This window comes from Microcystis sp. CS-574 (assembly GCF_028329095.1).
GTDB lineage: Bacteria > Cyanobacteriota > Cyanobacteriia > Cyanobacteriales > Microcystaceae > Microcystis > Microcystis ichthyoblabe_A.
Genome location: NZ_JAQMSY010000137.1, coordinates 1 through 26,970, shown reverse-complemented (window position 1 = coordinate 26,970; position 26,970 = coordinate 1). Strand labels below are relative to the sequence as shown.

The 26,970-nt window shown below is 41.3% G+C and carries 15 protein-coding genes, 1 tRNA gene, 1 rRNA gene and 2 pseudogenes; 16 read left to right on the top strand and 3 right to left on the bottom strand.

Features of this window, described 5'->3' with window-relative positions:
* Window positions 1-11 precede the first annotated feature (11 nt).
* Both rrf and PN470_RS10935 read left to right on the top strand, forming a co-directional pair.
* A 5S ribosomal RNA gene (rrf, locus tag PN470_RS10940) occupies window positions 12-129 on the top strand.
* A gap of 262 nt (window positions 130-391) precedes the next feature.
* Window positions 392-2,263, top strand: coding sequence for a hypothetical protein (locus tag PN470_RS10935; RefSeq protein ID WP_271937660.1), 1,872 nt, complete (start codon window positions 392-394; stop codon window positions 2,261-2,263).
* Window positions 2,264-2,399: 136 nt separating this feature from the next.
* On the opposite strand, the gene PN470_RS10930 is transcribed toward PN470_RS10935, so the two are convergent.
* Window positions 2,400-2,690: a DUF2288 domain-containing protein gene (locus PN470_RS10930; RefSeq protein WP_002781681.1), complete on the bottom strand. Its 291-nt coding sequence runs from the start codon at window positions 2,688-2,690 to the stop codon at window positions 2,400-2,402.
* 773 nt (window positions 2,691-3,463) lie between these two features.
* Here PN470_RS10930 and PN470_RS10925 point away from each other — a divergent pair.
* From PN470_RS10925 to PN470_RS10880, 10 genes are all read left to right on the top strand, one after another.
* Entirely contained in the window at window positions 3,464-12,265 is an 8,802-nt protein-coding gene (locus tag PN470_RS10925; RefSeq protein WP_272104533.1) for a type I polyketide synthase, read from the top strand.
* 14 nt (window positions 12,266-12,279) lie between these two features.
* Entirely contained in the window at window positions 12,280-13,596 is a 1,317-nt protein-coding gene (locus tag PN470_RS10920) for an aminotransferase class I/II-fold pyridoxal phosphate-dependent enzyme (RefSeq protein ID WP_271937655.1), read from the top strand.
* Window positions 13,597-13,690: 94 nt separating this feature from the next.
* Window positions 13,691-14,812, top strand: coding sequence for an amidinotransferase (locus PN470_RS10915; RefSeq protein ID WP_238142361.1), 1,122 nt, complete (start codon window positions 13,691-13,693; stop codon window positions 14,810-14,812).
* 10 nt (window positions 14,813-14,822) lie between these two features.
* Window positions 14,823-15,488: a GAP family protein gene (locus tag PN470_RS10910; protein WP_016517170.1), complete on the top strand. Its 666-nt coding sequence runs from the start codon at window positions 14,823-14,825 to the stop codon at window positions 15,486-15,488.
* A 92-nt stretch (window positions 15,489-15,580) separates the two neighbouring features.
* Complete coding sequence (locus tag PN470_RS10905) at window positions 15,581-16,177, top strand: TetR/AcrR family transcriptional regulator (protein ID WP_016517169.1); 597 nt, start codon at window positions 15,581-15,583, stop codon at window positions 16,175-16,177.
* Complete coding sequence (locus PN470_RS10900; RefSeq protein WP_271937650.1) at window positions 16,167-17,474, top strand: ABC exporter membrane fusion protein; 1,308 nt, start codon at window positions 16,167-16,169, stop codon at window positions 17,472-17,474. Before PN470_RS10905 ends, PN470_RS10900 begins: the two co-directional genes overlap by 11 nt.
* A 22-nt stretch (window positions 17,475-17,496) precedes the next feature.
* Window positions 17,497-18,660, top strand: a complete 1,164-nt coding sequence (gene devC / locus PN470_RS10895; protein ID WP_271937648.1) for an ABC transporter permease DevC — start codon at window positions 17,497-17,499, stop codon at window positions 18,658-18,660.
* A 20-nt stretch (window positions 18,661-18,680) separates the two neighbouring features.
* Window positions 18,681-19,388, top strand: a complete 708-nt coding sequence (locus PN470_RS10890) for a DevA family ABC transporter ATP-binding protein (protein ID WP_069473818.1) — start codon at window positions 18,681-18,683, stop codon at window positions 19,386-19,388.
* Window positions 19,389-19,449: 61 nt separating this feature from the next.
* Window positions 19,450-19,541, top strand: a tRNA-Ser gene (locus PN470_RS10885).
* A gap of 19 nt (window positions 19,542-19,560) precedes the next feature.
* Window positions 19,561-20,367: a radical SAM protein gene (locus PN470_RS10880; protein WP_271937645.1), complete on the top strand. Its 807-nt coding sequence runs from the start codon at window positions 19,561-19,563 to the stop codon at window positions 20,365-20,367.
* Here PN470_RS10880 and mrdA read toward each other — a convergent pair.
* Window positions 20,364-22,238, bottom strand: coding sequence for a penicillin-binding protein 2 (gene mrdA, locus PN470_RS10875; RefSeq protein WP_103111975.1), 1,875 nt, complete (start codon window positions 22,236-22,238; stop codon window positions 20,364-20,366). The genes PN470_RS10880 and mrdA overlap by 4 nt on opposite strands.
* A gap of 620 nt (window positions 22,239-22,858) precedes the next feature.
* On the bottom strand, window positions 22,859-23,968 hold the full coding sequence (locus PN470_RS10870) for an S-(hydroxymethyl)glutathione dehydrogenase/class III alcohol dehydrogenase (protein ID WP_104398183.1): 1,110 nt from the start codon (window positions 23,966-23,968) through the stop codon (window positions 22,859-22,861).
* 83 nt (window positions 23,969-24,051) lie between these two features.
* Here PN470_RS10870 and PN470_RS10865 point away from each other — a divergent pair.
* From PN470_RS10865 to PN470_RS10850, 4 genes and pseudogenes are all read left to right on the top strand, one after another.
* Window positions 24,052-25,497, top strand: a pseudogene (locus PN470_RS10865) (CHAT domain-containing protein); the annotation flags it as partial.
* Between the two features lie 194 nt (window positions 25,498-25,691).
* The gene (locus tag PN470_RS10860) at window positions 25,692-26,048 is read left to right on the top strand and encodes a hypothetical protein (protein ID WP_016517162.1); all 357 of its coding nucleotides are present in this window, start codon (window positions 25,692-25,694) and stop codon (window positions 26,046-26,048) included.
* Between the two features lie 76 nt (window positions 26,049-26,124).
* The gene (locus PN470_RS10855) at window positions 26,125-26,664 is read left to right on the top strand and encodes a hypothetical protein (protein ID WP_016517161.1); all 540 of its coding nucleotides are present in this window, start codon (window positions 26,125-26,127) and stop codon (window positions 26,662-26,664) included.
* 7 nt (window positions 26,665-26,671) lie between these two features.
* Window positions 26,672-26,884 (top strand): annotated as a pseudogene (locus tag PN470_RS10850) (hypothetical protein); the annotation flags it as partial.
* Between the last annotated feature and the right edge of the window lie 86 nt (window positions 26,885-26,970).

Below are 26,970 nucleotides of genomic sequence, written 5' to 3'. Positions count from 1 at the left end.
GTTCTACCCTTCCTGGTGTCTTTAACGTGATGGCACCACTCCGATTCCATCCCGAACTCGGTTGTGAAACTTCACCGTGGCCAAGATACTTGTCGGGTTGCCGACCGGGACAATAGCTCGATGCCAGGATTATTCTTTCCTCAAAAACCCCCCTTTTTTCGGGGGGTTTTTGCTTGTTGACGGTTTTGACTTGGATGAAGGCGAATAGGAACCGTGCCGGAAACGAGATTCTAGCGCCATAGCATCCCGGATGGGGTTGACGGGCTTGCTTTAGCGCGCTATGCTGGCCCGTAGGGTTTTTTAAATTCCTTCTATTTCTCGGAAAACCCTAATTTCGATTACTTTTCCTGAATCCTTACGAGTCAATTTTTTTTCAATAGGAGATTTACCAATGTTAACTTACAAAACACTAGGTCAAAAAAACTATGAAAAAAAATTGGTTGAAACACTTATCCTACTTGAAGGTTTTGATAAAAATGTTAAACTAAAAGGAGACGATAGTGCCACCATCGGCTATGGATATACTTTTAATAGAAATAATAACTTATCTATTTGGACGGCTTCGGGAATTTCTCTTAGCGCAAATGAAATACAAATTTTAAAAGAAATAGATGCTGCAAAAAATGAAGATCGAACATCATTAACAGAAAAAATTTTCAAAAGAACTATAACGGAGCCTGAAGCTAAACTTCTTCTTCTCAAAACATACCCTGAAAAAGAAACAGTTGTTAATGCATTGAATGTACCCCCATCTTATGAAAAAGTAACCTTAGTCTCTCTGAATTATAATTCTGTTGTTAGTCCAAAAGCACTAATAAGGCCCAAACTCAAAAATGCCATTGGTTCAAGTAATAGAGCCGAAGCATGGTATCAAATTCATTATCAATCAAATGGAGTAAAAGAAAAATTTAAGCCTGGCATTGCCAAACGTCGTTTTTATGAAGCAGAATTATTTGGCTTGTATGACTCAACATTTAATGAAGAAGATGCCAAGCAAATTGCCACAATGTACACTAAGTACCGAAATATTATTTTGACATACGAGGAAAAGTGGGAAGCACAATTAACAGAAGGATATAATAAGGATTTCGCAAAAGATATAAACCTTAGCATGGAACCAACAATTGATTTCTGGAAAACAAAATATTTAATCAATGTTGATATTGAAGAACTTCAAATAATTTATCAGGGGGTTTTAGCTCTTTCCGGGGATACAGGAAAAACCTATGATACAGATAAGAATGAGAAAGATTTGTTGATTGGAGATATTACAGATGACAAACTTAATGGGGGCAAGGGCAACGATGCGTTGGTGGGTAACGATGGAAAAGATACTCTCATAGGGGGAGAAGGCGACGATCTATTAGTAGGAGGAAAAGGAGATGATTCATTATTAGGTGGCTTAGGAAATGATACTGTTGATTATAGTTCAGAAACCACACCAATTACTCTAACCCTAACTAAAAATCCTGATCCAAAATTAACGGGAATTAATGGGACAGTAAAGGTCGGCTCTGACACAGACAATTTATCTAGCATTGAAACCCTTAAATTTACTCCAAAAGATGACATTGTAAAAATCCAATCAATTCCTCAAGGAGTAACCCTTGATGGCGGTGAAGGAAAAGATACTCTTGACTTTTCCACTGCAAATCCTAAAGTAGGCGTACAGGTTGATAGTACAACAAAAGTTGTTAAATTAGGCTCGGACTCTCTCTCTATCACTAATTTTGAAATCTTTGTTGGTACAGCCTATAATGACATCTTTAAAGTTGATGAAAAAACGATCAAAGTTGATGGTGGAGAAGGAATTGATCTGGTTGACTTTTCAAATTCAAGTAAACCAATAACAGTAGATCTAGTTAAAAGTGGAACAGGAATTCCGCAATATATCAAAATTGAAAACTTTAAAGGTAGTAGTTTTAACGATGTTTTTACTCTGGATAAAGCGGCCAACAAAGTTGAAGCTGGTAACGGAAATGACATAATGATTGGCGGTGCTGGTAACGATACCTTAGACGGCAATTTTGGCAAAGATGGCATTGCGGACACTAAAAAAGGTGTTGCTATCAAGATTGGGAACATTGACCTATCTACCGTTGAATGGACAGGCATATCATTCTTTGGAGTAGGTAGATTTAAAAACGCTAGTAAGACACTGATGCTCGATACGGATGGGGTATCCGGTCTAATTACGGATTCATCTGGTAACGAATTATTACTTGGTAACGCCTTTGCCAATGGGGTTTTTAATATTGTTTAATATTTAGCAATTAGCCAGTTGTACGCAACCATCCTGTCCAAGATACTTGTCGGGTTGCCGACCGGGACAATAGCTCGATGCCAGGATTATTCTTTCCTACCCCTCAATCCGACAAGATTGGGGGGTTTGGTTTTATCTAAGCTACCGCCTGAATTAACACAAAAGGTTGCACGATTAGTGTATTAAAAAGGTTATCGGGATGGGAATTCCAATCGCTTAACTGCTCTTGTGTCGGTTTTTCTAGTAGTTTTTCCCCGATCCAATTCTGCACTTGAGCAACCTGATCACCGGCGATCGCTTCTGCCACTTCGATTAAATTGAGGGAATCGGAAACCAGGATCAGCGCATCCCTTTGAGCATGGGGGATCAAGTCACTCCACTCCACTTCGGCTAATTCCTCTAATAACTGCTCGTGAATATTACCCATACTGTCAATCCTTGCGAAAAAAGCTCGCTCAATAACGAATTAGCTCCTCTTCCTAGCATACAGGCAAAGGGACAGCCGATTTCCTTCCATCTATAGTAATTGTAGCGGTTCTCACACCCGTGTGTGACAGTTAAACCTTTGCTGATTAAGCTTTTCAACATCGATAATGTACCTCTTACGAACAGGAAACGCTATATCACTGTTTACTGATCACTGAAAAAGCTGACGGCTGACGGCTCAGATGTGTAATTAATTGTGCTTAGAACCTTATGACCGAAGCGATTCGCGCCCCTGGGAAAGGCAGTGCTTCTCCTTCTCTGCTGTCCCAAGAGAGTCCTTCCACAGAGTCAATGCCACTGGCGGCTTGACACCTCTCCTGAACGGTTACAAAATTACTACTGGACTTGACAATTAAATAATTAAATTTTGTTTAACTGAGTATTTTTACTTAGGGTAAGCCGCTAGGATAAAAATAGGAGCAGTAAAAATAAAAAACAGTAAGCAGTCTTTATTGAGTTTAGGTAAAGTGAACCCAGAGGAGGGATAGGGTAATCGCATAAAAAGACCTCTTGACAGATACAGCTTGGCCTCAACCATTGACCATGCAAACGTTTCAGACTTTTGCTTTGTAAAGAAACAGTCGTAAACCTGACGTAAGCAATACTAAAGCAAATATTCGGTCAAAACCCAAAACCCTGTATCAGCAAAACTTTTTGCCATTCTCAATTGTCAGGTTATGTTGAAGTGCGTGCGATTGCCCTGTAATTAGTTTTATGTTAAAAGAACTTCAGAAATCAGTTGTAGAGGAAAAAATGCTTTGTTTATCTGTAGAATCAAAATCTAAAGGCGAAATTTTTCAGGACATTTCTACTTTTGTAGATATCTTGAACCATAGAGCATTGCAGCAAGCCGAGCAAACAGCTTATATCTTTTTGGCTAATGGAGAAACAGAAACCGCCAGACTGACTTATCAGCAATTAGAGCAAAAAGCAAAAGCTTTGGCGGCTCAACTTCAGTTACAAATGTCTCCGGGAGAAAGAGCTTTATTGCTCTATCCATCGGAGGAAGAATTTATCATTGCTTTCTTTGCCTGTTTATACGCGGGTGTTATTGCCGTTCCCGTTTATCCTCCCCGACGTAATCAAAAGCTCTCTCGACTACAAGCAATAACTAAAGATGCCCAAGCCAAACTGGCCTTAACTACTACATCCTTATTAAATACTATTGAGGAAAAATTTTCGAGTGACCCTGAGTTAATAACAGTACCTTGCCTAGCTACTAATAACATCCCGGATAAGCAAGCAGAAAACTGGCAAAAACCGAATCTTTCTTTAGAGGACATAGCTTTCCTACAATATACTTCTGGTTCCACAGGTATGCCTAAGGGAGTTATGGTTAGTCATAAAAATTTACTTTATAATGAAAAACTGATTGCTTCTGCCTTTGGACATACAAGCGAAACTATTGGTGTAGGATGGTTGCCACTATTCCATGATATGGGACTAATTGGTAACGTATTACAACCAGTGTACGTCGGATTTCCTTGTGTGATTATGCCCCCAGAAGCATTTATCCAAAAACCGCTCCGATGGTTACAGGCTATTTCTCGCTACAACGCTACCAGTAGTGGCGGTCCTAATTTTGCTTACGAATTATGTGCTGATAAAATTAAACCTCAAGAGCGAGAAAATCTGGATTTAAGTTGTTGGGATGTAGCTTTTACTGGGGCCGAACCTGTTCGAGCGGCTACCTTAGAAAAATTTGCTAATACTTTCGCTGATTATGGTTTTAAGAGAGAGGCATTTTATCCTTGTTATGGGATGGCTGAAACTACTCTATTTGTATCGGGGGGAATTAAAAGCCAATCTCCTGTGATTGAAGCAGTTGATAAATTAGCTCTTTTAGAAAATAGTGCCGTTACTATTAACTCTCAACACCCGAATGCTCAATTATTAGTTGGTTGTGGTCACGCTTGGTTATCAGAAAAAATTGTAATTGTGAATCCTGAATCTTTAACTGAATGTCGAGATGGGGAAATAGGGGAAATTTGGGTATCTAGTGACAGTGTAGCTCAGGGTTATTGGAATCGACCCGAACAGACAGCAGAAACTTTCAAAGCTTATTTAGCTGATACCCAGGTTGGGCCATTTCTGCGGACAGGAGATTTAGGATTTTTACTGGCTGGTGAGTTATTTATCACAGGAAGAATCAAGGATTTAATTATTGTTCAAGGACGTAATCATTATCCTCAAGATATTGAATCCACCGTCGAAAAAAGTCACCCAGGATTGCGGCAAGGGTGTGGAGCAGTATTTTCAGTGGAAATTGCTGGTCAAGAAAGGCTAGTAGTTGTTCAAGAAGTCGAACGAAGCTATCTGCGTAAATTAGACTCACCAGCGGTAATTGAGCAAATTATTCGCTCTGTTGCCGAAGAACATCAACTAGATGTTTATGCCGTGGCACTGCTGAAAACAGCAAGTATTCCCAAGACATCTAGTGGCAAGATTCAACGTAAAGCTTGCCGAGCTAGTTTTCTAGCAGGAACTCTTAATGTGATTGGGGATTGGAGTAAGAATCCTGAACATAAGAATGGATTTAAGCAGCTTAAATCAGATATTAACTCTCTGCTAAAACAAGTCAAAAGTTATCAGGTTGTTGAAGAATTCTCTGAGGTCAGTCAGAATCAAATTGTGTCCGATACTCAAGAAGCAATTGAAGAGTGGCTAATTAAAAAAGTTGCAGAGATCTTGCAAATAGCACCAGAAAAAATAGATATTCAACAAGACTTAGCAAGTTATGGACTGAGTTCTTTAGCGGCAGTAAGTCTTTCGGGAGAGCTTGAGCAATGGCTGGGGAAAAGTGTATCTCCTATGCTGGTTTATGAATATCCTAGCATTCATGCGGTTGCTCACTATTTAGCCCTAAATGGATTAAGTTCTGAAGCTCTAGCTACAACTTCATCCACAGTCGCTCAAAAAACCTCATCACAACCTCAAAATGAGCCGATCGCTATTATCGGTATTGGCTGTCGTTTTCCTCAAGCTAAATCTCCAGACGCATTCTGGCAACTATTACGCCAAGGAGGGGATGCAATAACAGAATTATCTTCTCAAAGATGGAATCATCAAGAACTGGGCAATTTAAACCCCATAAATGGTGGATTTTTAGATAATGTGTATGATTTTGATCCTCAATTTTTTGGCATCTCACCTCGGGAAGCAGTGGAAATGGATCCCCAGCAAAGACTTCTCTTAGAAGTTAGTTGGGAAGCTCTCGAAAATGCTTGTATTGCCCCCGAAACTTTAGCAGGGAGTCAAACAGGTGTATTTGTTGGCATCAGTAGTGATGATCATGCTCGCTTGTTATCTAAAGATAATGAGTCTATAGGCACTTACTATGGCACGGGTAACGCTTTTTGTGTGGCGGCTAATCGTTTATCTTATTTTCTAGATTTCCATGGACCTAGTTTAGCCATAGATACGGCCTGTTCTTCCTCGTTAGTTGCTGTCCACGAAGCTTGTAAGAGCTTAACAGATGGGGAATGTCATCTCGCATTAGCAGCCGGGGTAAATTTGCTGCTATCTCCCCAATTAACTATTAATTTCTCAAAAGCAGGGATGTTAGCCGCTGATGGTCGCTGTAAAACCTTTGATGAAAGTGCTAATGGCTATGTAAGGGGCGAAGGTTGTGGGGTGGTTATCCTCAAACGCCTAGAGAAGGCTATTCAAGACGGCGATCGCATTTATGCAATTATTCGCGGTTCAGCAGTTAATCAAGATGGTCACAGTAATGGACTAACTGCACCCAATAAACAAGCTCAACAAGCTGTTATTAAAAAAGCCTTAGCCAAAGCTCAGGTAAGCGCCAAAGATATTAGCTACGTGGAAGCTCATGGTACAGGTACATCTTTAGGGGATCCGATTGAGCTTAATGCTCTCAAAGAAGTATTAATGGAGGATCGTCAATTAGATCAGCCCTGTTGGATCGGCTCTGTAAAAACTAATATTGGTCATCTCGAAGCAGCCGCAGGAATTGCCGCACTGATTAAAGTTTGCCTCGCTTTACAAAATCGTGAAATTCCTCCTCACCTTCATTTGCAAAAACTCAATCCTTATATTTCTCTAGAAGGAACTTCCTTATCTATTCCTACTCAATTGCAGCCTTGGAAAAAGGGTAAAAAAGGGCGATTAGCTGGGGTATCTTCTTTTGGTTTTGGTGGCACTAATGCTCATGTTATTTTACAAGAATTTGTTCTGGAAACCTTGGAGCAAGAGCATCATGAACCATCTCTTGCTATCTTGACTATTACCGCTAAAACTAAGTCATCTTTGCGAGAATTAGTATCAAGTTATCACAATTATCTTCAAGCAAATCCGCAAATCAACTTACAAGACTTTTGCTTTAGTGCTGATGTGGGGCGCTCGCATTTTCATCATTGTTTAGCTATTCAAACTGAGTCTTTAACTCAATTACAATCCCAGTTAGAGGCTATTATTGAGGGCAAAGAAGCTGGGGGAATTTTGACCGGTGAACTATCGCACCAGAAGCACCAGAAAATTGCGTTTCTTTTTACAGGTCAGGGGTCACAATATATCAATATGGCCCGGGAACTTTATGAGACTCAACCTACTTTCCGTAGAACCCTTGAACACTGTCAAGAGATTCTTAGTATCTATTTAGACAAACCTTTGCTATCTATTCTCTATCCTCAAGAGGGAGAAAACTCACCCATAGATGAAACAGCTTACACCCAACCCGCCTTATTTGCCATAGAATACGCACTCGCTCAATTATGGAAATCTTGGGGTATTGAACCTAGTGCAGTTATGGGTCATAGTGTAGGAGAATATGTGGCCGCTTGTATTGCCGGGGTGTTCAGTCTTGAAGATGGGTTAAAACTCATCGCTTATCGAGGTCGTTTAATGCAAGCATTACCGTCTAACGGTAAAATGGTAGCAGTTACTGCCGACGAAGAAACTGTCAGACGTGCCATTATTTCTTATGAAAAACAGGTTTCTATCGCTGCTATTAATGGGCCATCTAGCATTGTTATTTCTGGGGACAGTCAAACCGTTGATGCAGTAGTCGCTAATTTAGATACCGAATGGGTGAAGACAAAAACCTTACAAGTTTCTCATGCTTTTCACTCACCTTTGATGGAGCCAATATTGACCGAGTTTGCCAAAATTGCCCGAGAAATCACCTACTCAAAACCAAATATTAGCTTAATTTCTAATGTCACTGGTAAAATAGCGACAGCCGAAATAGCTACGCCTTCTTATTGGGTAAATCATATTCGCCAGACCGTAGAGTTTGCCGCAGGAATGAATACACTAGCGAGCCACGGTTATGAGGTTTATCTAGAAATTGGTCCCCAACCCATTTTAATAGGAATGGGAAGTCATTGTATTCCAGAAGGCAAGGGAGTATGGTTGCCAAGTTTGCGATCTAGAAAATCAGATTGGCAACAAATGTTACAAAGTTTGGCAGAATTATATGTTAAAGGAACACCTGTAAATTGGACTGGATTTTCAAAAGATTATTCCTATCATCGTTTGAGTCTGCCAACTTATCAATTTAGCCGACAATTGTATTGCCATGGCAGTATATTGTCCGACTGCTCCACTACAAGAGTTGAGTCAACCAATGGTAAAGGACATATTTCTCACAACAATCCTCAGGGTACTCAGCAATTTGAGTTATACTCTAGCCATGGCAATGGACATCTTCATCCTTTAATAGGAAAACGGTTACATTTGCCACTAAAACCAATTATCTTTGAATCTCAAATCAGTCAAGATTGTCCCAATTATATTCAACACCATCAGATTCAAGCAACCACTATTTTCCCTGCTACTGCTTACTTAGAAATGGCTCTTGTCGCCGGGATCAATGTTTTTAAATCCGACTCAATCAGCCTAGAAGATGTGAAGATTGAGCATCCCTTATTTTTCGAAGGTAATCAAGTCAAAGACATCGAGTTAATTTTGACTCCTCAAGATTCCCAGACTTATACCTTTGAAATCTTTAGTCTTAATCCTGTTGGCAATTCTTGGACACTTCATACTTTGGGTAAAATTATCAAAGTAACAGATATTACTCAACCCAGTCCAGTCAACTTAGAAAACTTATCAATTGATTCTCTTGAATCCGTAAATGTTGAAGATTATTATCAACAATTACGACAACGAGGAATGGACTACGGAGCAAGTTTTCAAGCCATTACAGACCTGTGGCAGTATGAAGGAATGGCTCTCGGACAGATTCAGTTACCAGAATCCTTAGTTAATGAAGCTTGTAACTACAAATTACATCCCGTTTTACTGGATGCTAGTTTACAAGTATTAGGGGCGGCTTTATCAAGAGAAGACTCTGGCGATGCTTACCTACCTGTGGGTTTAAAGCAATATCAAGTCTATGGTTCTGTACCCCTTCATCTATGGAGTAGAGTTAAGTTAAATCAAGACTCTTCTGAGCCTTCCCAAACCATCACCGCAGATGTGGATTTATTTGATGACAGTGGGGTACTGCTTGCCGAAATTCAAGGATTATCAGTCAAGCGTATTAGTTCTCAAAAACTGGGGCAAGTTGTGCAAAAAGAGGAGACAGAAAACTGGTTATATGAAATAGTCTGGCGACCACAAAACCGTGATTTGAACTTACCTTTGACCGGAGCAGAAAATCTTGGCACTTGGTTACTGTTTACCAAGGGTGATGGAATGGGTTCATCTTTAGCTAATCAACTAACACAATTAGGTGAATATTGTATTCTCGTTTCTGTTGGCTCTCACTATCAAAAGCTAAACCCAGAAAGTTATACAGTTAATCCTCTTGTTACCGATGATTTTACCAAACTTTTCCAAGAGAGCTTAGAAAATAAACCTCCCTTAAAAGGAATAGTTCATTTATGGAGTTGTGAGAATAATTCATCTACAGATTTATCTCTAGAAGCCTTACAAAAGGCGCAAGAAATAGGCTGTGGTAGTGTCTTGTCTCTAGTTCAAGCTTTAACTCAAAAACGAGGTACAAATTTACCCCGTCTGTGGTTAGTTACTCAAGGTGCACAAACTTTAGATCCCTCAGACACATCCTTAGCTATTGAACAAGCGCCTTTATGGGGACTTGGCCGAACGATCGCCCTAGAACATCCAGAATTACAATGTGTATGTGTGGATCTAGAAGCATCACCCAATGCTAACCAATCCCTACTTGTAGCGGAAATATTAGCTCCTGACAGCGAAAATCAGGTGATTTATCGTCAAGAAATCCGTCATGTTTCTCGACTGGTTAGACGTAGCGCTCAATCCCTAAATGTTGAGAATCAACTGGGAACTAAACCATTCCAAGTTAAAATATCAAACTATGGGATCTTAGAAAATCTGACCCTAGAACCCCTTGAACGTCGCCAACCGGGGCCACTTGAGGTAGAAATACAGGTCTATGCGGCTGGACTTAACTTCCGAGATGTTCTTAACGCGCTAGGACTTCTGAAAGAATATACCCAACAGTTAGGGATTTCTTCTGCTACTGAGATCCCCTTTGGTGGAGAATGTGCTGGTAAAATCGTCGCAGTAGGGGAAAAAGTTTCTCATTTCAAGGTTGGGGATGAAGTCATTGCCGCTATGGCCGTAGGTAGTTTGAGCAGTTTTGTCACCGTAAACGCTGCTTTTGTAGCAACTAAACCCGTTAATATGACTTTTGAAGAAGCTGCTACTCTTCCTATCGCCTTTTTGACAGCTTACTACGGATTACATCATCAAGCCAAAATTCAAGCGGGCGATCGCGTGTTAATCCATGCCGCCGCCGGTGGGGTAGGACAGGCCGCCGTTCAACTCGCTCAACAGGTAAAAGCAGAGATTTTCGCCACTGCTAGTGGGAGTAAGTCTCAATTCCTGAAATCTATAGGGGTAGAACAAGTAATGAACTCCCGCACCCTAGATTTTGCTGATCAGATCCTATCTCTTACCCAAAATAAAGGAGTTGACATCGTTTTCAACAGCTTAAATGGTGAATTTATTCCCAAGAGTCTTGAGGTATTAAACACAAAAGGGCGATTTATTGAAATTGGCAAAATTGGGATTTGGGATGAAAACCAAGTCTTGCAAAAATGCCCCGAAGCTTCTTATCATCCCTTTGATCTATTAGAACTAGCCGAAAAAGACCCGAACTTAATCACACAAATGCTCAATCAATTGATGGAACATTTTCAACAACAAACTCTCAAACCTTTACCTTACAAAGTGTTCCCCATCGTGCAAGTAGTAGAAGCATTTCGATATATGGCACAGGCCAAACATATCGGTAAAGTTGTGATTTCTCTGCCGGTTTTAGAACAAGCGCAAACAATCCGTTCTGATAGCAGTTATTTAATTACTGGAGGTTTAGGAGCATTAGGGTTAAAAGTAGCTGATTGGATGGTTTCTCAAGGTGCTAAATACTTAGTTCTCACCGGACGAAGTGAACCAAATACAGAAGCTATCACATTGATTGAACAATGGAAACAGGCAGGAACTGAGGTAGTTATCATCAAGGCGGATGTTTCTAAACAAGAGGATGTTCAAAAATTATTCCAGAAAATTACAGCATCCTTACCCGTTATGCGTGGAATTGTTCATGCAGCAGGAGTGTTAGATGATGGACTCTTATCACAACTAGATTGGCCACGTTTTACCCGTGTTATGGCTCCCAAAATAACAGGAACATGGAATCTACATTGTTTTAGTTGGGATCTACCTTTAGATTTCTTTGTCTGTTTCTCGTCCATAGCCTCATTAATGGGTTCACCGGGTCAAGGTAACTATGCCGCAGCTAATGCGTTCATGGATGCTATAGCTCACTATCGCCGGAGTTTAGAACTACCCGGATTAAGTATTAACTGGGGTCCTTGGTCTGAAGGGGGAATGGCTACCCGTCTTGATAGTTATTCACAAGACCGTTTTGCTACTCAGGGACTGGATATGATTTCACCCCAACAAGGATTACAAATATTAGAGGAACTATTAGGGCAAAATGCCGGACAAGTCGCGGTTATGCCTGTCAACTGGTCTAAGTTTCTTAATAGTCATAAAGGAGCGAAACCTCCCTTATTCAAGGAATTAGCTTCCTCCCCAGAACAGGGAGATAAAATGCCACAAGTAAAACAAAATACGCTGGTCTGCCAATGGCAAAACTTGAATCCTGACTCACGCCTTGATTGGCTCATAAATTATCTTAAAAATGCTGTGGCGCAGATTTTCGGTTTGGAACTCTCTCAGATTAATATTGAGCAGCCTTTACAAGATATAGGTTTTGACTCTTTGATGGCTGTTGAATTGAAGAATCGGTTAAATACCGATTGGGAAGTTGAAATTCCTCTAGTGAAATTCATTGAGGGTGTTACTGTTACCAGTTTAGCCCTACTTCTGAATGAGCAAATCCTAGAAACTCACCAAATTTCTTCTGATAAACCATCAGCTAATTCCCAGAACTCTTTACCAACTCATTTTGACCATTCATCAGAACTGATGTTGAAACAGATAGATCAACTTAGTGATGAAGATGTTGATGCTCTACTCAGTTCGATGTTATCTAAATAGGAGACAAATTCACCATGGCTACAAATATTGATACTCTAAATCAACTTTCTTCCTCTCAAAAGCGTCATCTTTTGAGCCAACTCATCCGAGATAAATCAGCCTCACAAACATCGGTAAAATCCCATGTATGGGGTAATAAAAAATTTCTTGAAGACTCTGAAGCCAGCGGATTTCTTTATAGAGGGATTCTGGTTATGGATGGGATGAGTGGCTCTCATATTAAACGGGATGGACGAGAACTGATTAACTTATCAGGGATTAATTTTCTGGGATTACAACAAGAACAGCATTTCATTGATATGTTTTGTGAAAATACCCGTCAATATGGATTAGCCACTGGGGGTTCTCGTCTTACTCAAGGAGTTTGCCGTCCTCATATTTTACTTGAACAAAAGATGAACGAAATATGGCAAAAAGAATATACCTTAACTTTTGGAACTGGGGCTTTAGCTAACATCGGTTTTATGAATGCCATGACCAGTTCTTTTGGATTTGATGAAACGGTAACAATAGATAACCATGATGTGGTCTTTGTATTGGATCGAGATTGTCACTGGAGTTTATGGAATCCCCTATCTGGACTAAAATTTGGTTCTCAGGTTTTCGCTTTCAAACATAATGATCCTTCCTCCCTTGAACAAGTTTTAAAAACGATTCAATCCCCTAAAATTGTTGTGGTTTTTGAAACGGTATATTCTTCGGATGGAAGCATTGCCCCTGTGGATCAATTACTTGATATATGTGAACGTTATGGGGCTTTATCTTATGTTGATGATGCCAATGGATTTATGATTTATGGTAATCCTAATCGACCTTTTTATAAGGAATATCAAACTTTAAAGAGAGCCACTTTTATTATGGTTTCTTTTTCTAAAGCAGTGGGAATTGAAGGCGGAGCAATCAGTGGACCCGAAGAATTTGTTAAATCTTTTGAGATTCTTTCAGGGACTTCATTATTCACGGCTACAATGCAGCCAGCAACAGCAGCGACTAATCTGGAAATTATCAACTACTTGGAAAGTCATCCGGAGATCATGGATAATTATCTCAAGCGTTGTTTACAACTGCGAGAAAATTTAATTGATTTAGGTTTTCATCTTAATGATACACCATCCTATATTACTTCAATTATTATTGGTGAGGATGAAGTAGCTGAACAAGTACGACGAGATTTACTGGAAATGGGGTATTGTATTCCTATATTCCGTTATCCTGCCGTAGAACGTGGCAAAGCTTTAATCCGATTAATGATCAATAATAAGCATACTGATGAGGATATTAATCTCTTTGTTGAAGCTCTCAAAAAAACCCGAGATCACTATCAATTTTAAAGCCGACAATATCCAACTTCTGTCAATTAAGTTACCATCACAAAACTCGAAAAAAAGGGTAACTTACCCGATTCACAAAACAAAAAGGAGAAAAATGATGATTGCCAATAATTTACAAGCAGAAAAATGCTCAACTCTTAACGCCACTGTCAACTCTTATAATGAATGGGATCCTTTAGAAGAGGTAATCGTTGGCAGTTTAGATAATGCGATGTTTCCCCCGAATCATCTTAGTGTTAACGCCACAATTCCTCAAAGTTTATCAAAAATATTGATGTTATTTGGTAGCCGACGTTATCCAAAATTTTTAATAGAAGAAGCCAGTAAGGATTTAGAACATTTCATCCATATTTTAGAATCTGAAGGAGTTACCGTCCGTCGTCCCGATGTTATGGATTTTAGCGTGACCTACAAAACCCCTGATTGGAAATCAAAAGGGTTATGTACTGCCTGTCCGCGAGATGGTTTGTTAGTATTGGGAGACGAAATTATTGAAACCCCGATGGCATGGCGTTCTCGATATTTTGAACTCCACGCTTACCAAACATTATTAATTGAATATTTTCAAAAAGGTGCACGATGGACTGCCGCACCTAAACCCAAGTTAACCGATCGACTCTATGATCGCAACTATCAGATACCTCAAGAAGGGGAACCGATTCGCTACGTAATCACGGAATGCGAACCTGTCTTTGATGCGGCGGATTTTATTCGCTGTGGTAAGGACATTTTTGTTACGAGAAGTAACGTGACAAATGAGATGGGAATTCAATGGCTAGAACGCCATGTTGGGGATAAATTTAATATTCATAGAGTCGAAAGTAAATGCCGACAACCAATGCACATTGATTCTAGTTTCATGCCTCTGGCTCCTGGAAAGTTATTAGTGAACCCAGATTATATTGATGTTACTAAAATCCCAGACATTTTTAAATCTTGGGATATTCTCATTGCTCCTAAACCCGATATTGTCACAGGAGGTTTTTTCAATGCCAATGCTAGTATGTGTAGTTTATGGATTAGCATGAATGTATTAATGCTTGATGAAAAAAGGGTAATCATTGAAAAACATCAAGAAACGATGATTCGATTTCTCAAAGATCATGGATTTGAGCCAATTCCCTGCCCTTTCATGAATTACGCGCCTTTCGGTGGCTCTTTCCACTGCGCTACCTTGGATATCCGTCGTCGAGGGACACTACAATCCTATTTCTAGTCTTAATCCAATGCTTACCTTGACCATTTTGTGGCTGGCTTTTATTGATAGCATCAATCCCACCCCTATTGCCATCGCTATCCTGATATTTTTGTATCGGGGGACTGGGGGAGTTTCGGCTTACGTCTATGGTATTTTCTTGACTACTTTGGTTCAATCATTCGTTTTTTACTTCGGATTAAGTGAACTGCAAGAGATAATATCGAGACAACACCTATCTTCTGTTAACTGGGGCTGGCTGTTAATTCTTGTTGGAGGGATGGTCAGTGCTTATGGATTATATCGCTGGTGTCATAGAAAGGAAATTCCAAATCTAAGGAGGTGGGACTCTCTCCCCCCCTTAGATTACGCAAATCGACTCAAATTCTTGGCTTTTGGTAGCGCGACAACCCTCGCGGAGACACCAGGAGCATTCCTACTGATTCTGGCTATTATTGAAATCAGAAAACTAGCAACTCCTTTCGTGTTTTTACCATTTTACTTAGGTCTTTATGCTACGATTTATACCTTGCCTATTGTCGCTTTAAATTTTGCAGCTATTTGGCAAGAAAGACGATTAAAAATTTGGCTGAGTCGACGAAAAAACTGGATCTATATCCGATTAAATATCCTACTCAGTTTATCTTTGCTTGCTCTTGGTGTTTTTTGTTTGGCGCTCGGACTAGGACAGTTATAAGTACATTATGTTTGCTCAAAGCCTTATAACTGATGAGTTTATTTATAACGGATGTATGGTATAATTAAATCAGTAGTTGAGGAAGCCTAAGTATGCCCAAAGTCGTAGATCACCAGCAATACCGTAAGGAACTATTGAGCAAGAGCTTTAACCTGTTCGCACAAAAAGGTTATGCCACTGTCACCATGCGCCAAATTGCTCAAGAGCTTGGAGTTTCAACCGGCACGCTTTACCACTACTTTCCGAGCAAGGAAGCTTTATTCTTACAGTTGGTTTTAGAGCAAACACAGGAAGATACTCTTAACTTTCAATCTGCGACGAAAGATACTGGTGCTTTGTCAGAGCGAATAGCTACACTGATGGAATTTGTAGACTACAATAAAGATTACTTTTGTCAACAAATTCTAATTTGGATTGATTTTTATCGAACAAAAGAGCCTCAAGAGTTTTTTGAAAATGAGATTTTAAAACAAGCTAACAAAAAAGTTCGAGAGGTTATTAGAGATTATTTACACTTAGAAGATCAAACAGTTGTTAATTTAGTTGTCAACCTACTTCACGGTTTACTTTTGGTAAGACTATTTGAGGGAGAAACCATATCTTTTTCTGAGCAGGGTATCTTACTCAAAAACATGATTACCAGTTATCTAGAGCAAAAACAAAACGGAAGAAATAGCTATGAAAAATGATTCATTATCCAAGCATTCTCATCCTTTACGCTGGATTTTAGCCATTGCTATTGCTGCTACAACTATCACCAGTGTGGGGGTAGTTTATCAAGTTTTCCCCCTCAGATGGAATAATTCATCGCCCGCTGAATCAAAAGCAACAACGCCCCCTATTACCAAAGTAGCAGCATTAGGAAGATTAGAACCGGAAAGTGAAGTTATCCGTCTAGATGCTCCCTTGCCTTTAGATGGCGATCGCGTAGAACAATTATTAGTTAAAGAAGGAGATAAAATAGTCACAGGACAAGTAATTGCGATTTTAGATTCTCGTAACCGTTTACAATCAGTAGTTAAACAAAATCAAGAACAGTTAAAAGTAGTTCAAGCGCGTCTAGCTCAAGTTAAAGCAGGGGCAAAGGTTGGAGAGATTAATGCTCAAAAAGCGACGGTAGAAAAGGCTAAAGCTGATTTAGAGGGACAAACTAGAGAGCAAAAGGCAACTATAGCCAAACTACAAGCACAGTTACAGGGAGAAAAAGCCACACAAAAAGCGACAATTGCCCGTTTACAAGCAGAACTAGAAAATGCTAAAACTGAATGTCAACGTTATCAGATGTTATATCAAGATGGAGTCGTATCTAGTTCTGATTATGATAGTAAGTGTCTCAATCAAAAAACCCTGCAAGAAAGTCTCAAAGAAGCGCAAGCAGATCTACAACGTATTATTACCACTTATCAAGAACAGATCGCCGAAGCTCAAGCTAACTTAGAGCGTACTAAGGCAACAGGAATACAGCAAATTCAACAAGCAAAAGCTACCCTTAATCAAGTGGCTGAAGTTCGTCCAGTTGATCTACAAATAGCGCAAGCAGAAGTTGATAATGCTGTGGCTAATTTACAACAAGCACAAACGAACTTAAATCAAGTTTATATCAAGAGTCCTATTAACGGACAAATTCTCAAAATTCATACGCAAGTTGGCGAAAAAATTGGTGATTCTGGTTTGCTAGAACTAGCACAAACAAATGATATGGTGGCTGTAGCAGAGGTGTATCAAACTGATATTGATAAAGTGAAACTGGGACAACAAGCTGTCATTACTAGCCAAGCTTTTTCGGGTAAATTAAAGGGTACTGTCTCTCAAATTGGTTTACAAGTAAATCGGCAAAATGTCTTTAGTAGTCAACCAGGAGAAAATCTAGATCGCCGAGTCATAGAAGTCAAAATTCGTCTCAATTCTCAAGATAGTCAACGGGTAGCCAGCTTAACTAATTTGCAAGTACAAGTGGAAATACAAGTTGACAATCCTAATTCCTAAACCCTTAATATTGAGCCAGTATATGCCCAAGAAACTGTTCCGTAAAACTCCCTTAGCATGGCATCAGCTAATGAAGAAAAAAATTCGTCTTTTCGTCGCAATAGCAGGAATTGCCTTTGCTGATATTCTGATGTTTTTCCAACTAGGAATGTTAGATGCTTTGTTTGATGGATCCGCAAAATCTTATCAACTTTTACAAGGGGATCTAGTCTTAGTTAACTCTCAGTTTCAAACCCTATACATAGTTAAACAATTTCCCAGAGAGCGATTATTTCAAACCCTCGCCTATGAACAAGTTGAATCAGTGTTGCCTATCTATATGGGTTTTGCTCAATGGCGTAATCCTCAAACTGAGATTAATCGTACTATTTTAGTTTGGGGCATTGATCCAGTTAACCCACCTTTATCCTTAGTAGAACTTGAGGAAAATCAAACAAAATTAAAACTACTTAATCGGGTATTATTTGACCAAAGTTCTCGACCAGAATACGGATCAATTACTGATTTATTCAAACAGCAAGAAAATCTAGAAATCCAAGTTAATGATAAAACTGTAGAGGTAGTTGGTTTATTTAATATAGGAGCTTCCTTTGTAACTGACGGGAATGTCATTACCAGTGATTCAACTTTTCTTAACCTTTTTCCTGATAATAAACCTGAGCAAATATCTATGGGTCTTATTAAATTAAAACCGGGAGTAAATGTTCAAGAAATTCAAGCAAAAATTACAGCAAATTTACCCAAAGATGTAAAACTACTTACTCCATCTCAATTGGCACAAAATGAAATTCATTATTGGAGCACTCAAGGAATCGGCTTCATTTTTAGTTTAGGGGTGATAGTAGGATTTATTGTTGGTATTGTGATTGTTTATCAAATTCTTTATTCTGATGTGTCAGATCATCTACCAGAATACGCTACTATGAAAGCTATGGGTTACAGCGATCGCTACTTACTTGGTGTCTTAATGCAAGCTGCCTTATTATTAGCTATTTTGGGTTATATCTCCGGCTTTTTCCTGTCTTTAGGACTCTATCAAGTTGGTTCAAGTGCTACTCAATTACCAATTATGATGAAACTTGGACGCGCTGTAATGGTATTAATATTGACAATTACTATGTGTGCTGTTTCTGGAGTGATCGCCATGAATAAACTGCGTTCTGCTGACCCAGCGGATATTTTTTAGTTTCGAGGATAGTTACAACTATGGAAATGCTGCAAATTGAATCTGTAACTTCATTAGAACCTGTTATATCTATCAATTCTCTTAATCACTATTTTGGCGAAGGAAAACTGCGTAAACAGGTATTATTTGATATTACTCTTAATATTAATCTAGGAGAAATTGTCATCTTAACAGGTCCTTCCGGCTCCGGCAAAACTACCTTACTAACTCTGATGGGGGGGTTACGTTCCGCTCAAGAAGGGAGTCTCAAAATTTTGGGACAACAAATATATGGAGCAAGCAAAAACCAATTAACCCAGCTTCGTAAACAACTTGGCTATATTTTTCAAGCACATAATTTAATGAGTTTTCTGACTGCTAAACAAAATGTTCGCTTATCTCTGGAACTTCATGAAGAATTTCTTCAGGAAGATTTAGACATCAAAGCACAAGCGATCTTAGAAACAGTTGGCTTAGGAAACCGAGTCGATTATTACCCAGAAAATTTGTCTGGGGGACAAAAACAACGGGTTGCGATCGCTCGTGCCCTCGTCAGTCATCCCAAATTAGTCCTCGCTGATGAACCGACCGCGGCCTTAGATAAACAATCCGGGCGCAATGTGGTGGAAATCATGCAGAAATTGGCAAAAGAACAAGGTTGCACGATTTTACTTGTCACCCACGATAACCGGATTTTCGACATCGCCGATCGCATTGTCAATATGGAGGATGGTCGTTTAGGCGATTAACTGCCCAAAAATTACTTGCCAAAAAGTGGCCTTTCATGTTAGACTAAAGTAATGTCATCTTGGAGAGGTGGCAGAGTGGTCGAATGCGGCAGATTGCTAATCTGTTGTACGAATCGTAAGACCGTACCGAGGGTTCGAATCCCTCCCTCTCCGTCTTCTTTCGGTATTTTCGATGACTGCTCGCCAAGATTATTTCTGCTCCGTATATGGTCCGGTTGCCTCTTGGCGTTTCGGCAGTTCCTTGGGCATCGATCCGATTGGTTTAGTTTCCACCTGTTCCTTTAACTGTGCTTACTGTCAGTTAGGAGAAATTGAGCAAAAAACCGAGCAACGAAGAGTTTTTATCACCAGCGAACAAATTAGCAGCGATTTAAGTGCCTTTGCCCCCTGGGACGTGGATATAGTCACTCTCAGTGGTAGCGGGGAACCCACCCTCGCCCTCAATTTAGGGGAAATACTGGCCACCGTCAAGGAAATAACCGAGCGGCCGGTGGCGGTCTTAACCAATAGTACCCTTTTGGGAGATGCCCAAGTGCGTCAAGACTTGAGCAAAGCTGATATCGTCGCCGCTAAAATCGATGCTGTTTCCGAGGCCCAATGGCGACGGGTTAACCGTCCGGTCTCCGGTCTGGATTGGCAGGAGCTTTGGTGGGGATTAAGACAATTTCGCCAAGAATGGTCGGGAAAACTAGCAATTCAAACCATGCTACTGGCCTCTTGGTCGCCCCAAGATCAAGACCGATACATCGATTTGATGCAACAGCTACAACCGGATGAAATTCAACTTAACACCCCGACCCGTCCCCGGGCAAGACAAAGACAATTAGAAACCCGTGGTAATAATCCCCTCAGCGCGAGCGACGGAATGCAAATTCTCAAACCCGTAAACGCTGAAATATTGGCGATTTGGGCGGAAAAAATCGCCACGGCCACGGGAATTACCGTGCGCTGTGTGCCGCTTACCGCCACAGGTCTCTAGGGCTTCGGCCGGGGTTTTTCTTCTTTCGGCTTGACATTAAAATAAGCCTCCATTACCTGACGTACCATAGGTGCGGCCACTTTACCACCACCACCGCCGGAATGTTCCGCAAAGGCGACCACGACAATTTCGGGCTTATCAAAAGGCGCGAAAGCTCCAAACCAAGCGTGGGACTTGCCTGGAGGTGCTTCTGCTGTGCCGCTTTTGCCCGCTACAGGCGGTAAAGCGGGGTCTGATAGGGCCCGCCCCGTTCCTTCCGCTACCACGGCTCTCAGAGACTTTCTCAGAGTGTCTAGGGTGCTAGGTTTCATGTTCAAAGACTTGCGCCATTCCTTAAGATCGCGGGCATCCTGTAAAAGGTGCGGTTTCACCAAAAAACCGCCGTTAGCGGGGACAGCAAACATCACAGCTACCTGTAGGGGAGTCGCGAGGGTAAATCCTTGACCGATCGACATATTAATCGTATCGCCTACCGACCAATCCCAGTTTTTAAAATTACGCAGTTTCCAATCGCGATCGGCAATTAACCCCGGAGTTTCTTCCGCTAATTCTATCCCGGTTTTCTGACCGAAACCGTAGCGCCGAGCCGTGGCAATTAAAGTCGGTCCCCCCACCCCGCGACCAATTTGACCGTGAAAAGTGTTACTACTCATGGCCATGGCCCGGACAAAACCGATCGGACCAAAACCGGCGTGATTCCATTCTCCAAAAGCTGTCCCCCCCACATAAAGGGCAGCAAAGGTATTTAAGACCGTATTGGGGGGAAATTTACCCGATTCCATGCCAGCAGTGGCAGTGACGACTTTAAAGGTGGAAGCGGGGGGGAATCCTTGCAGAGCGCGGTTAACAAACGGGTTGCCCTCCGCTTGTAGTTTTTTCCAAGTGGCGGTGGTAATTGGGGCCGAGAAAACATTAGGATCAAAACTAGGATAACTGACCATGGCCCGCACGGAACCATCCCGGGGATCGATCGCCACGATCGCACCCTTGCGTTTTCCTAAAGCGGCCTCGGCGGCTTTTTGGAGTTTTAAATCTAGTGTCAGGGTGACATCTTGCCCCGGTTTAGCAATTTTTTGGCCGAGAATTTGGATTACTTGTCCCGATCCGTTGACCTCTAACTGCATTCCTCCCCATTCTCCCCGCAATTTTGACTCGTAGGCGGCTTCTACACCCATTTTACCGACGACATCTCCCAATCGGTAGCCCTGGGATCTTTTGGCTTGATATTCCTCCGGGGTTAGTTCCCCAGTATAACCGAGAATATGGGCCCCGATTTTACCATTGGGGTAGTAGCGCACTGATTCCACGTCCACTTCAATGCCGGTTAATTCGTCTTTGTATTCCTCTAGGGCGATAATTTGGGCCGGAGTTAAACCCCTAGCGATGCGGATCAGGGTGGAGGGGTTTTCGTCCGCTTCGTTAATGCGTTTTTCTAGGTCGCTTCTGGGAATGCCTAAAATACTGGCTAAACGGTCAAGATTGAGTTTTTGGGCGGGATTACGCTGGGATTTGGGCCAAATATAGGCCGCATGGGTTAAGCGGGCCGTGGCCAAAACTTTGCCATTGCGATCGAATAAGTTGCCCCGGACTGGGGGTTTGGGAAGAATGCGAATCCGGTTATTTTCTGCCCTTTCTCGGTTAATTTGTCCTTGCTGCAGTTGTAAATAGGCCAAGCGCGAGCCAACTCCTCCTAGCAGGACAAGGCTAATTAATCCCATAATTAGCCATGACTGACGCTGACGACCGACTAGACGCTCTTTATCTTTGATTTTATTCTGTAATTTATTCGGTGCTGGCCGCGTCGGCGAGGTGAGCGTTTTTTTCCGTTTCAGTTTGACTTTGGTTTTTGATAGGAGTCCGCTATTACGCATTTGCTTAAAGTTAAAAATTTAAAAGTTATTAGTCATCAGTTAGGGACTTGCGTGGGAATAATATCCCAGCCAGAAAATCGCTCTGTAGAAGAATTAGACCAGCCAGATGGCACATTATCAAGGCGCAAGTCCCTAACATCTCGAAGGCTCTCGCCCTACTTAGGGTGATCAGCAAACCTGATCGATCGGAGGGCGCAAGCTTTGCGCCCCTACAGTAACGGATTTTGTCCACAATGTAGGGGCGAACTGCGTTCGCCCAAAAGGTACATTATCAAAGCGCAAGTCCCTTATCAGATTTGAGTTCTAAGTGAGTAGTTTTAAATAGCACTTTCCTGATGTCTTTTCACTGTTTACTGGACGGCTACGCCGTGCCTTTGGCAACACTGAAAAGGACGCAATACTAGGTGATTTAGCTCCTCTGTTTACTAAAGTTCAGGGTATCTGCAATATATCTTAACAAAATCGGAGTAAATACTGGGAGTGGAAGGAACCACTCCAGACACAGAGGACACAAAGATTGAGCGCTTCTATAGTAAGTTAAAGAGAGCCGGGAAACTGGCGCATACATATAGTTAAGAGTTTGTCAAGTGTTTCTTAACTATATCTAACATTATCCCTGCTCAAAATGTAATCACACTGCGGATAGAATCTCCTTGGCGCATCAGGTCAAAGGCCTCGTTAATTCTTGCCAGAGGTAGAACGTGGGTGATTAAATCATCAATGTTAATCTTGCCGTCCATGTACCAATCGACTATTTTTGGTACATCTGTACGACCCCTTGCCCCACCAAAAGCCGTACCTTTCCAGACCCGTCCGGTGACTAATTGAAAAGGACGGGTACTAATTTCTTGGCCGGCCCCGGCTACACCGATAATAGTGGCAACACCCCAACCTTTATGGCAACATTCCAAAGCTTGACGCATAATCTGGACATTGCCGATACACTCAAAACTATAATCGGCCCCACCCTTAGTTAAATCCACCAGATAGGCCACTAAATCCCCCTCGATTTCTTGGGGATTAACAAAATGAGTCATCCCGAATTTGGTCGCTAAAGCTTGTTTCTGGGGATTGATATCGACCCCGACAATCATATCGGCCCCCACCAAACGGGCCCCTTGAATAACATTTAAACCGATACCTCCCAGACCAAAAACCACCACTTTTGCCCCCGGTTCCACTTTAGCGGTATTAATCACCGCACCGATACCTGTAGTGACTCCGCAGCCGATATAACAGACTTTTTCAAAGGGAGCATCGGGGCGAATCTTGGCTAGGGAAATCTCCGGCAGTACGGTATAGTTAGCAAAAGTCGAGGTTCCCATGTAGTGATAAAGAGGCTGACCATCGAGGGAAAAACGACTGGTTCCATCCGGCATTACTCCCCGACCTTGGGTAAGACGAATCGCTTGACAGAGATTGGTTTTAAAGCTGAGACAGTATTCGCACTGACGACATTCGGGAATGTATAGGGGAATAACATGATCCCCCACTTTCAGGCTAGTGACACCTTTTCCCACTTCTACCACGATTCCAGCCCCTTCATGACCTAAAATTGAGGGAAATAAGCCTTCAGGATCGGCCCCAGAGAGAGTATAGGCATCGGTGTGACAAACTCCCGTGGCTTTGATTTCTACTAACACTTCCCCCGCTTGCGGTGCGGCTAATTTTACCGTTTCAATAGTTAGGGGTTTTCCCGCTTCTAGGGCAACTGCCGCTCGAACATCCATAGGCTCAAAGCAATAGGTTTTTTCCAGTATAATACCGTTAAACTGCTGAAGAGTTGTAATAGAACAATTCTCAACTTATCTCTATGTTAGTCCTCACCATCCGCGAAGAAGGAATTAACGATGGTGGCTTTACTGCTACTCTCAATTTTGATAGCGGTAACAGCTACCCAATTACGGTTACTGACCCCTTTACTAACCAAGAAGAAAAAGACCTAGAATGGTACTTTGAGGAATGGTTAGTATTTCCGACGCTAGACACGGATAAAGCGCAAAAAGCCGCCAACAGTGTCCAAAACTATGGCGAAAATTTATTTAAACAGGTTTTCCAGAGTAATTTAAATGCTTATGGGGAATATCGAGACTTGCGAAAGCAGTTAAGTCAACTGCAAATTATCATCGAAAGTCAGTCGCCAGAATTTCAAGCTTTACATTGGGAAGCGCTGAAAGATCCTGATTTACCGCGTCCCTTTTCTATAGATTGTATCATCTCCCGCCAGCGTCGAGGGGCTACAGTTGTCCCGGTGCAAATGGCCACTTATCCTACTATCAATCTTCTGGTGGTGATTGCGCGTCCTAATGAGGAATCTGATGTCAACTATCGCACGATTTCCCGTCCTTTGGTAGAACTGGTAAATAGTAGTGAAATACCGGTAAAAATTGATATTTTGCGTCCCGGAACTTATGAATCACTAACCAGACATCTGGATGAGAAGGGAGAAGGATACTATCATGTTATTCATTTCGATGTTCATGGCGGATTGATGGAATATGAACAGTACCAAAGACAGGTTCACGGGGATTCTTGGCGCTATCAAAGGGGATGGGGACTGGAGGATTTAGCAGAATATGAGGGAGTAAAAGCTTTTCTGTTTCTGGAAGGAGAAGAAAAAGGTCAAGCGACTCCGGTAGAAGCGACGGAATTAGCGAATTTACTCACTGGGAAAAATATCCCTATTTGTATTCTCAATGCTTGTCAGTCAGCAAAGCAAATTTCCCAGGAATCAGAAGACTATCGGGAAACCAGTTTAGGGAGTCGTTTAATGACTGCGGGAATGCAAGCAGTGGTGGCGATGGGATATTCGGTGACGGTTTCTGCAGCTAAGTTGATGATGAAACCAATTTATCAGCAATTATTGAACGGAAAAGACCTAACGGAAGCGATGCGAAAGGGACGGTTAGAGTTATTCAATAATAAGCAACGCCGCGCCTATTATAATACGATAATAGATTTGGAAGATTGGTTATTACCGGTGATTTATTGTCGCGGTAAAATTAATCTCAATTTGCGTCCATTTACTCCAGAAGAGGAGGAAAAATACTGGGAACATATCGGCAATCAATATGTCTTTCCCTTACCAGAATACGGCTTTGTCGGCAGGGATTTAGAAATTCTCAAGATGGAAAAGGCGCTGCTGAAACATAATATCCTTTTACTCAAAGGAATGGGAGGGACAGGAAAAACTACTTTACTCAATTATCTACGAGAATGGTGGCAGAAAACCAACTGGGCGACCCGTATTTTCTATTTTGTATTGGCACGCAGTTGGTAGTGATCGCCTGATTGGTAGCATCTAAACTCTAGTCCCCTTATCCTCAAAGCCCCTTGACAAAAGAGTCACAGCCTTAAGTTGTCACGAATGGCCTTGAGGTGTTAAAATAAGAATTACTGTCACTAAACAGTTCTTTAGTACAAAAGAACCTAGCGAGAATGAGAGGGATCATTATGTCTTCTGAAGACAAAAGGAAATTATTGTTAGAAAAAGTGTCCTGCGAGGCTCAGTCAAGACTCGCATATTATGACTTGCTTAAGCAGGGAGAGGTTTTTCGCCAACACCTAGAGTCTTTGTCTGACAATGAATCTGTCAAGATTGAGGAGATAGATAAGCATTTCTTGAAAGGCTTTTTGTCTTATTCTAGTCGCTTATATACTACAGGCGAAATTAGTAAATCTGCTTATATATCTCTGGTTACTCAAGCTGCCGAATCTTATGCTGAGAGGCTGGTGGAGTCAAAATTGGCAAAAGCCTTGAAGAAATATGAGCTTTATCTTGAAAAAGCTAGTCTTCGTTGGTTTTTGTAAGAAAAACTAGATATCCTAACCCACAATATTCTTGGTTGATTAGAAGTAACATTTTGTTGAGCAATTGATTAAAAGTATGGTATCTGAGCAATCACAAGAAGAACAGGAAATTAACTCCACATCTGAAAATGAAGAGGGTAAAGGAAATGTATCTTCTCCTGTAGGAGATGAACAGCAAGGGAAAAGCTCAAATATGCAAAACCAGAAACAAGATGATGATGACGATGATGATTTGTTATCTCCATCTATAGAAGATATATTGCCCCCGGAAGTTCTTGAAGAATTGCCACCCAAGGAAAAGAAGCAAATTGTATCAATGATGATGATGCAGGGGAGTTCTCGGCAGAGTTCTCCTCTGGTAAAACAACTCAAGTCCGAACACATTACTCAAATCATTGAAAACTCAGAAAAAGAAAATCAGAGAGAGTTTGAGAAAAGCAAAATTAGCGAGAACACCAAGAGATGGGGCATGGGAGCAATTTTAGCTCTTGTGGCTGTTGTATTTGTTTATGCGGGTGTCACTAAAGATAGAGATTTGTCTGAAAAGGTTGTTCTAGCAGGTATTTCTGCTCTTGGAGGGTTTGGAGCAGGTTACGCCGTTGCCAAAGAAAAGTAGCTTACTAAAAGGAGTTGGGGAATTAACTCAAGCCAAAAGTTATTACCTGCAAGCCTTACAAATTTGGGCAGAATTTAACGATGGTTACAGGGTACAAACCTTTTCTTTGCCTAGTCTTGTTGCTCTTTATCAGCAAACGCAAGATGAGGAGATTTTTGTTGCTGCGGCTGATATTTTGGGGGTTGGGGTTGAGGAGGTGCGGGGTTTGCTGGAGGGTTAGAATGGGTTTTGGGCGCAGGGATTGTTTGAGCGCAATCATTGTTTGAGCGCAAGCATTGCGCCCCTACGGGGGAAATATTGGTTTGT

Coding starts and splice junctions, on each gene's coding strand:
- PN470_RS10935 (WP_271937660.1), top strand. CDS start 392: ATGTTAACTTACAAAACACTAGGTCAAAAAAACTATGAAAAAAAATTG.
- PN470_RS10930 (WP_002781681.1), bottom strand. CDS start 2,690: ATGGGTAATATTCACGAGCAGTTATTAGAGGAATTAGCCGAAGTGGAG.
- PN470_RS10925 (WP_272104533.1), top strand. CDS start 3,464: ATGTTAAAAGAACTTCAGAAATCAGTTGTAGAGGAAAAAATGCTTTGT.
- PN470_RS10920 (WP_271937655.1), top strand. CDS start 12,280: ATGGCTACAAATATTGATACTCTAAATCAACTTTCTTCCTCTCAAAAG.
- PN470_RS10915 (WP_238142361.1), top strand. CDS start 13,691: ATGATGATTGCCAATAATTTACAAGCAGAAAAATGCTCAACTCTTAAC.
- PN470_RS10910 (WP_016517170.1), top strand. CDS start 14,823: ATGCTTACCTTGACCATTTTGTGGCTGGCTTTTATTGATAGCATCAAT.
- PN470_RS10905 (WP_016517169.1), top strand. CDS start 15,581: ATGCCCAAAGTCGTAGATCACCAGCAATACCGTAAGGAACTATTGAGC.
- PN470_RS10900 (WP_271937650.1), top strand. CDS start 16,167: ATGAAAAATGATTCATTATCCAAGCATTCTCATCCTTTACGCTGGATT.
- devC (WP_271937648.1), top strand. CDS start 17,497: ATGCCCAAGAAACTGTTCCGTAAAACTCCCTTAGCATGGCATCAGCTA.
- PN470_RS10890 (WP_069473818.1), top strand. CDS start 18,681: ATGGAAATGCTGCAAATTGAATCTGTAACTTCATTAGAACCTGTTATA.
- PN470_RS10880 (WP_271937645.1), top strand. CDS start 19,561: ATGACTGCTCGCCAAGATTATTTCTGCTCCGTATATGGTCCGGTTGCC.
- mrdA (WP_103111975.1), bottom strand. CDS start 22,238: ATGCGTAATAGCGGACTCCTATCAAAAACCAAAGTCAAACTGAAACGG.
- PN470_RS10870 (WP_104398183.1), bottom strand. CDS start 23,968: ATGGATGTTCGAGCGGCAGTTGCCCTAGAAGCGGGAAAACCCCTAACT.
- PN470_RS10860 (WP_016517162.1), top strand. CDS start 25,692: ATGTCTTCTGAAGACAAAAGGAAATTATTGTTAGAAAAAGTGTCCTGC.
- PN470_RS10855 (WP_016517161.1), top strand. CDS start 26,125: ATGGTATCTGAGCAATCACAAGAAGAACAGGAAATTAACTCCACATCT.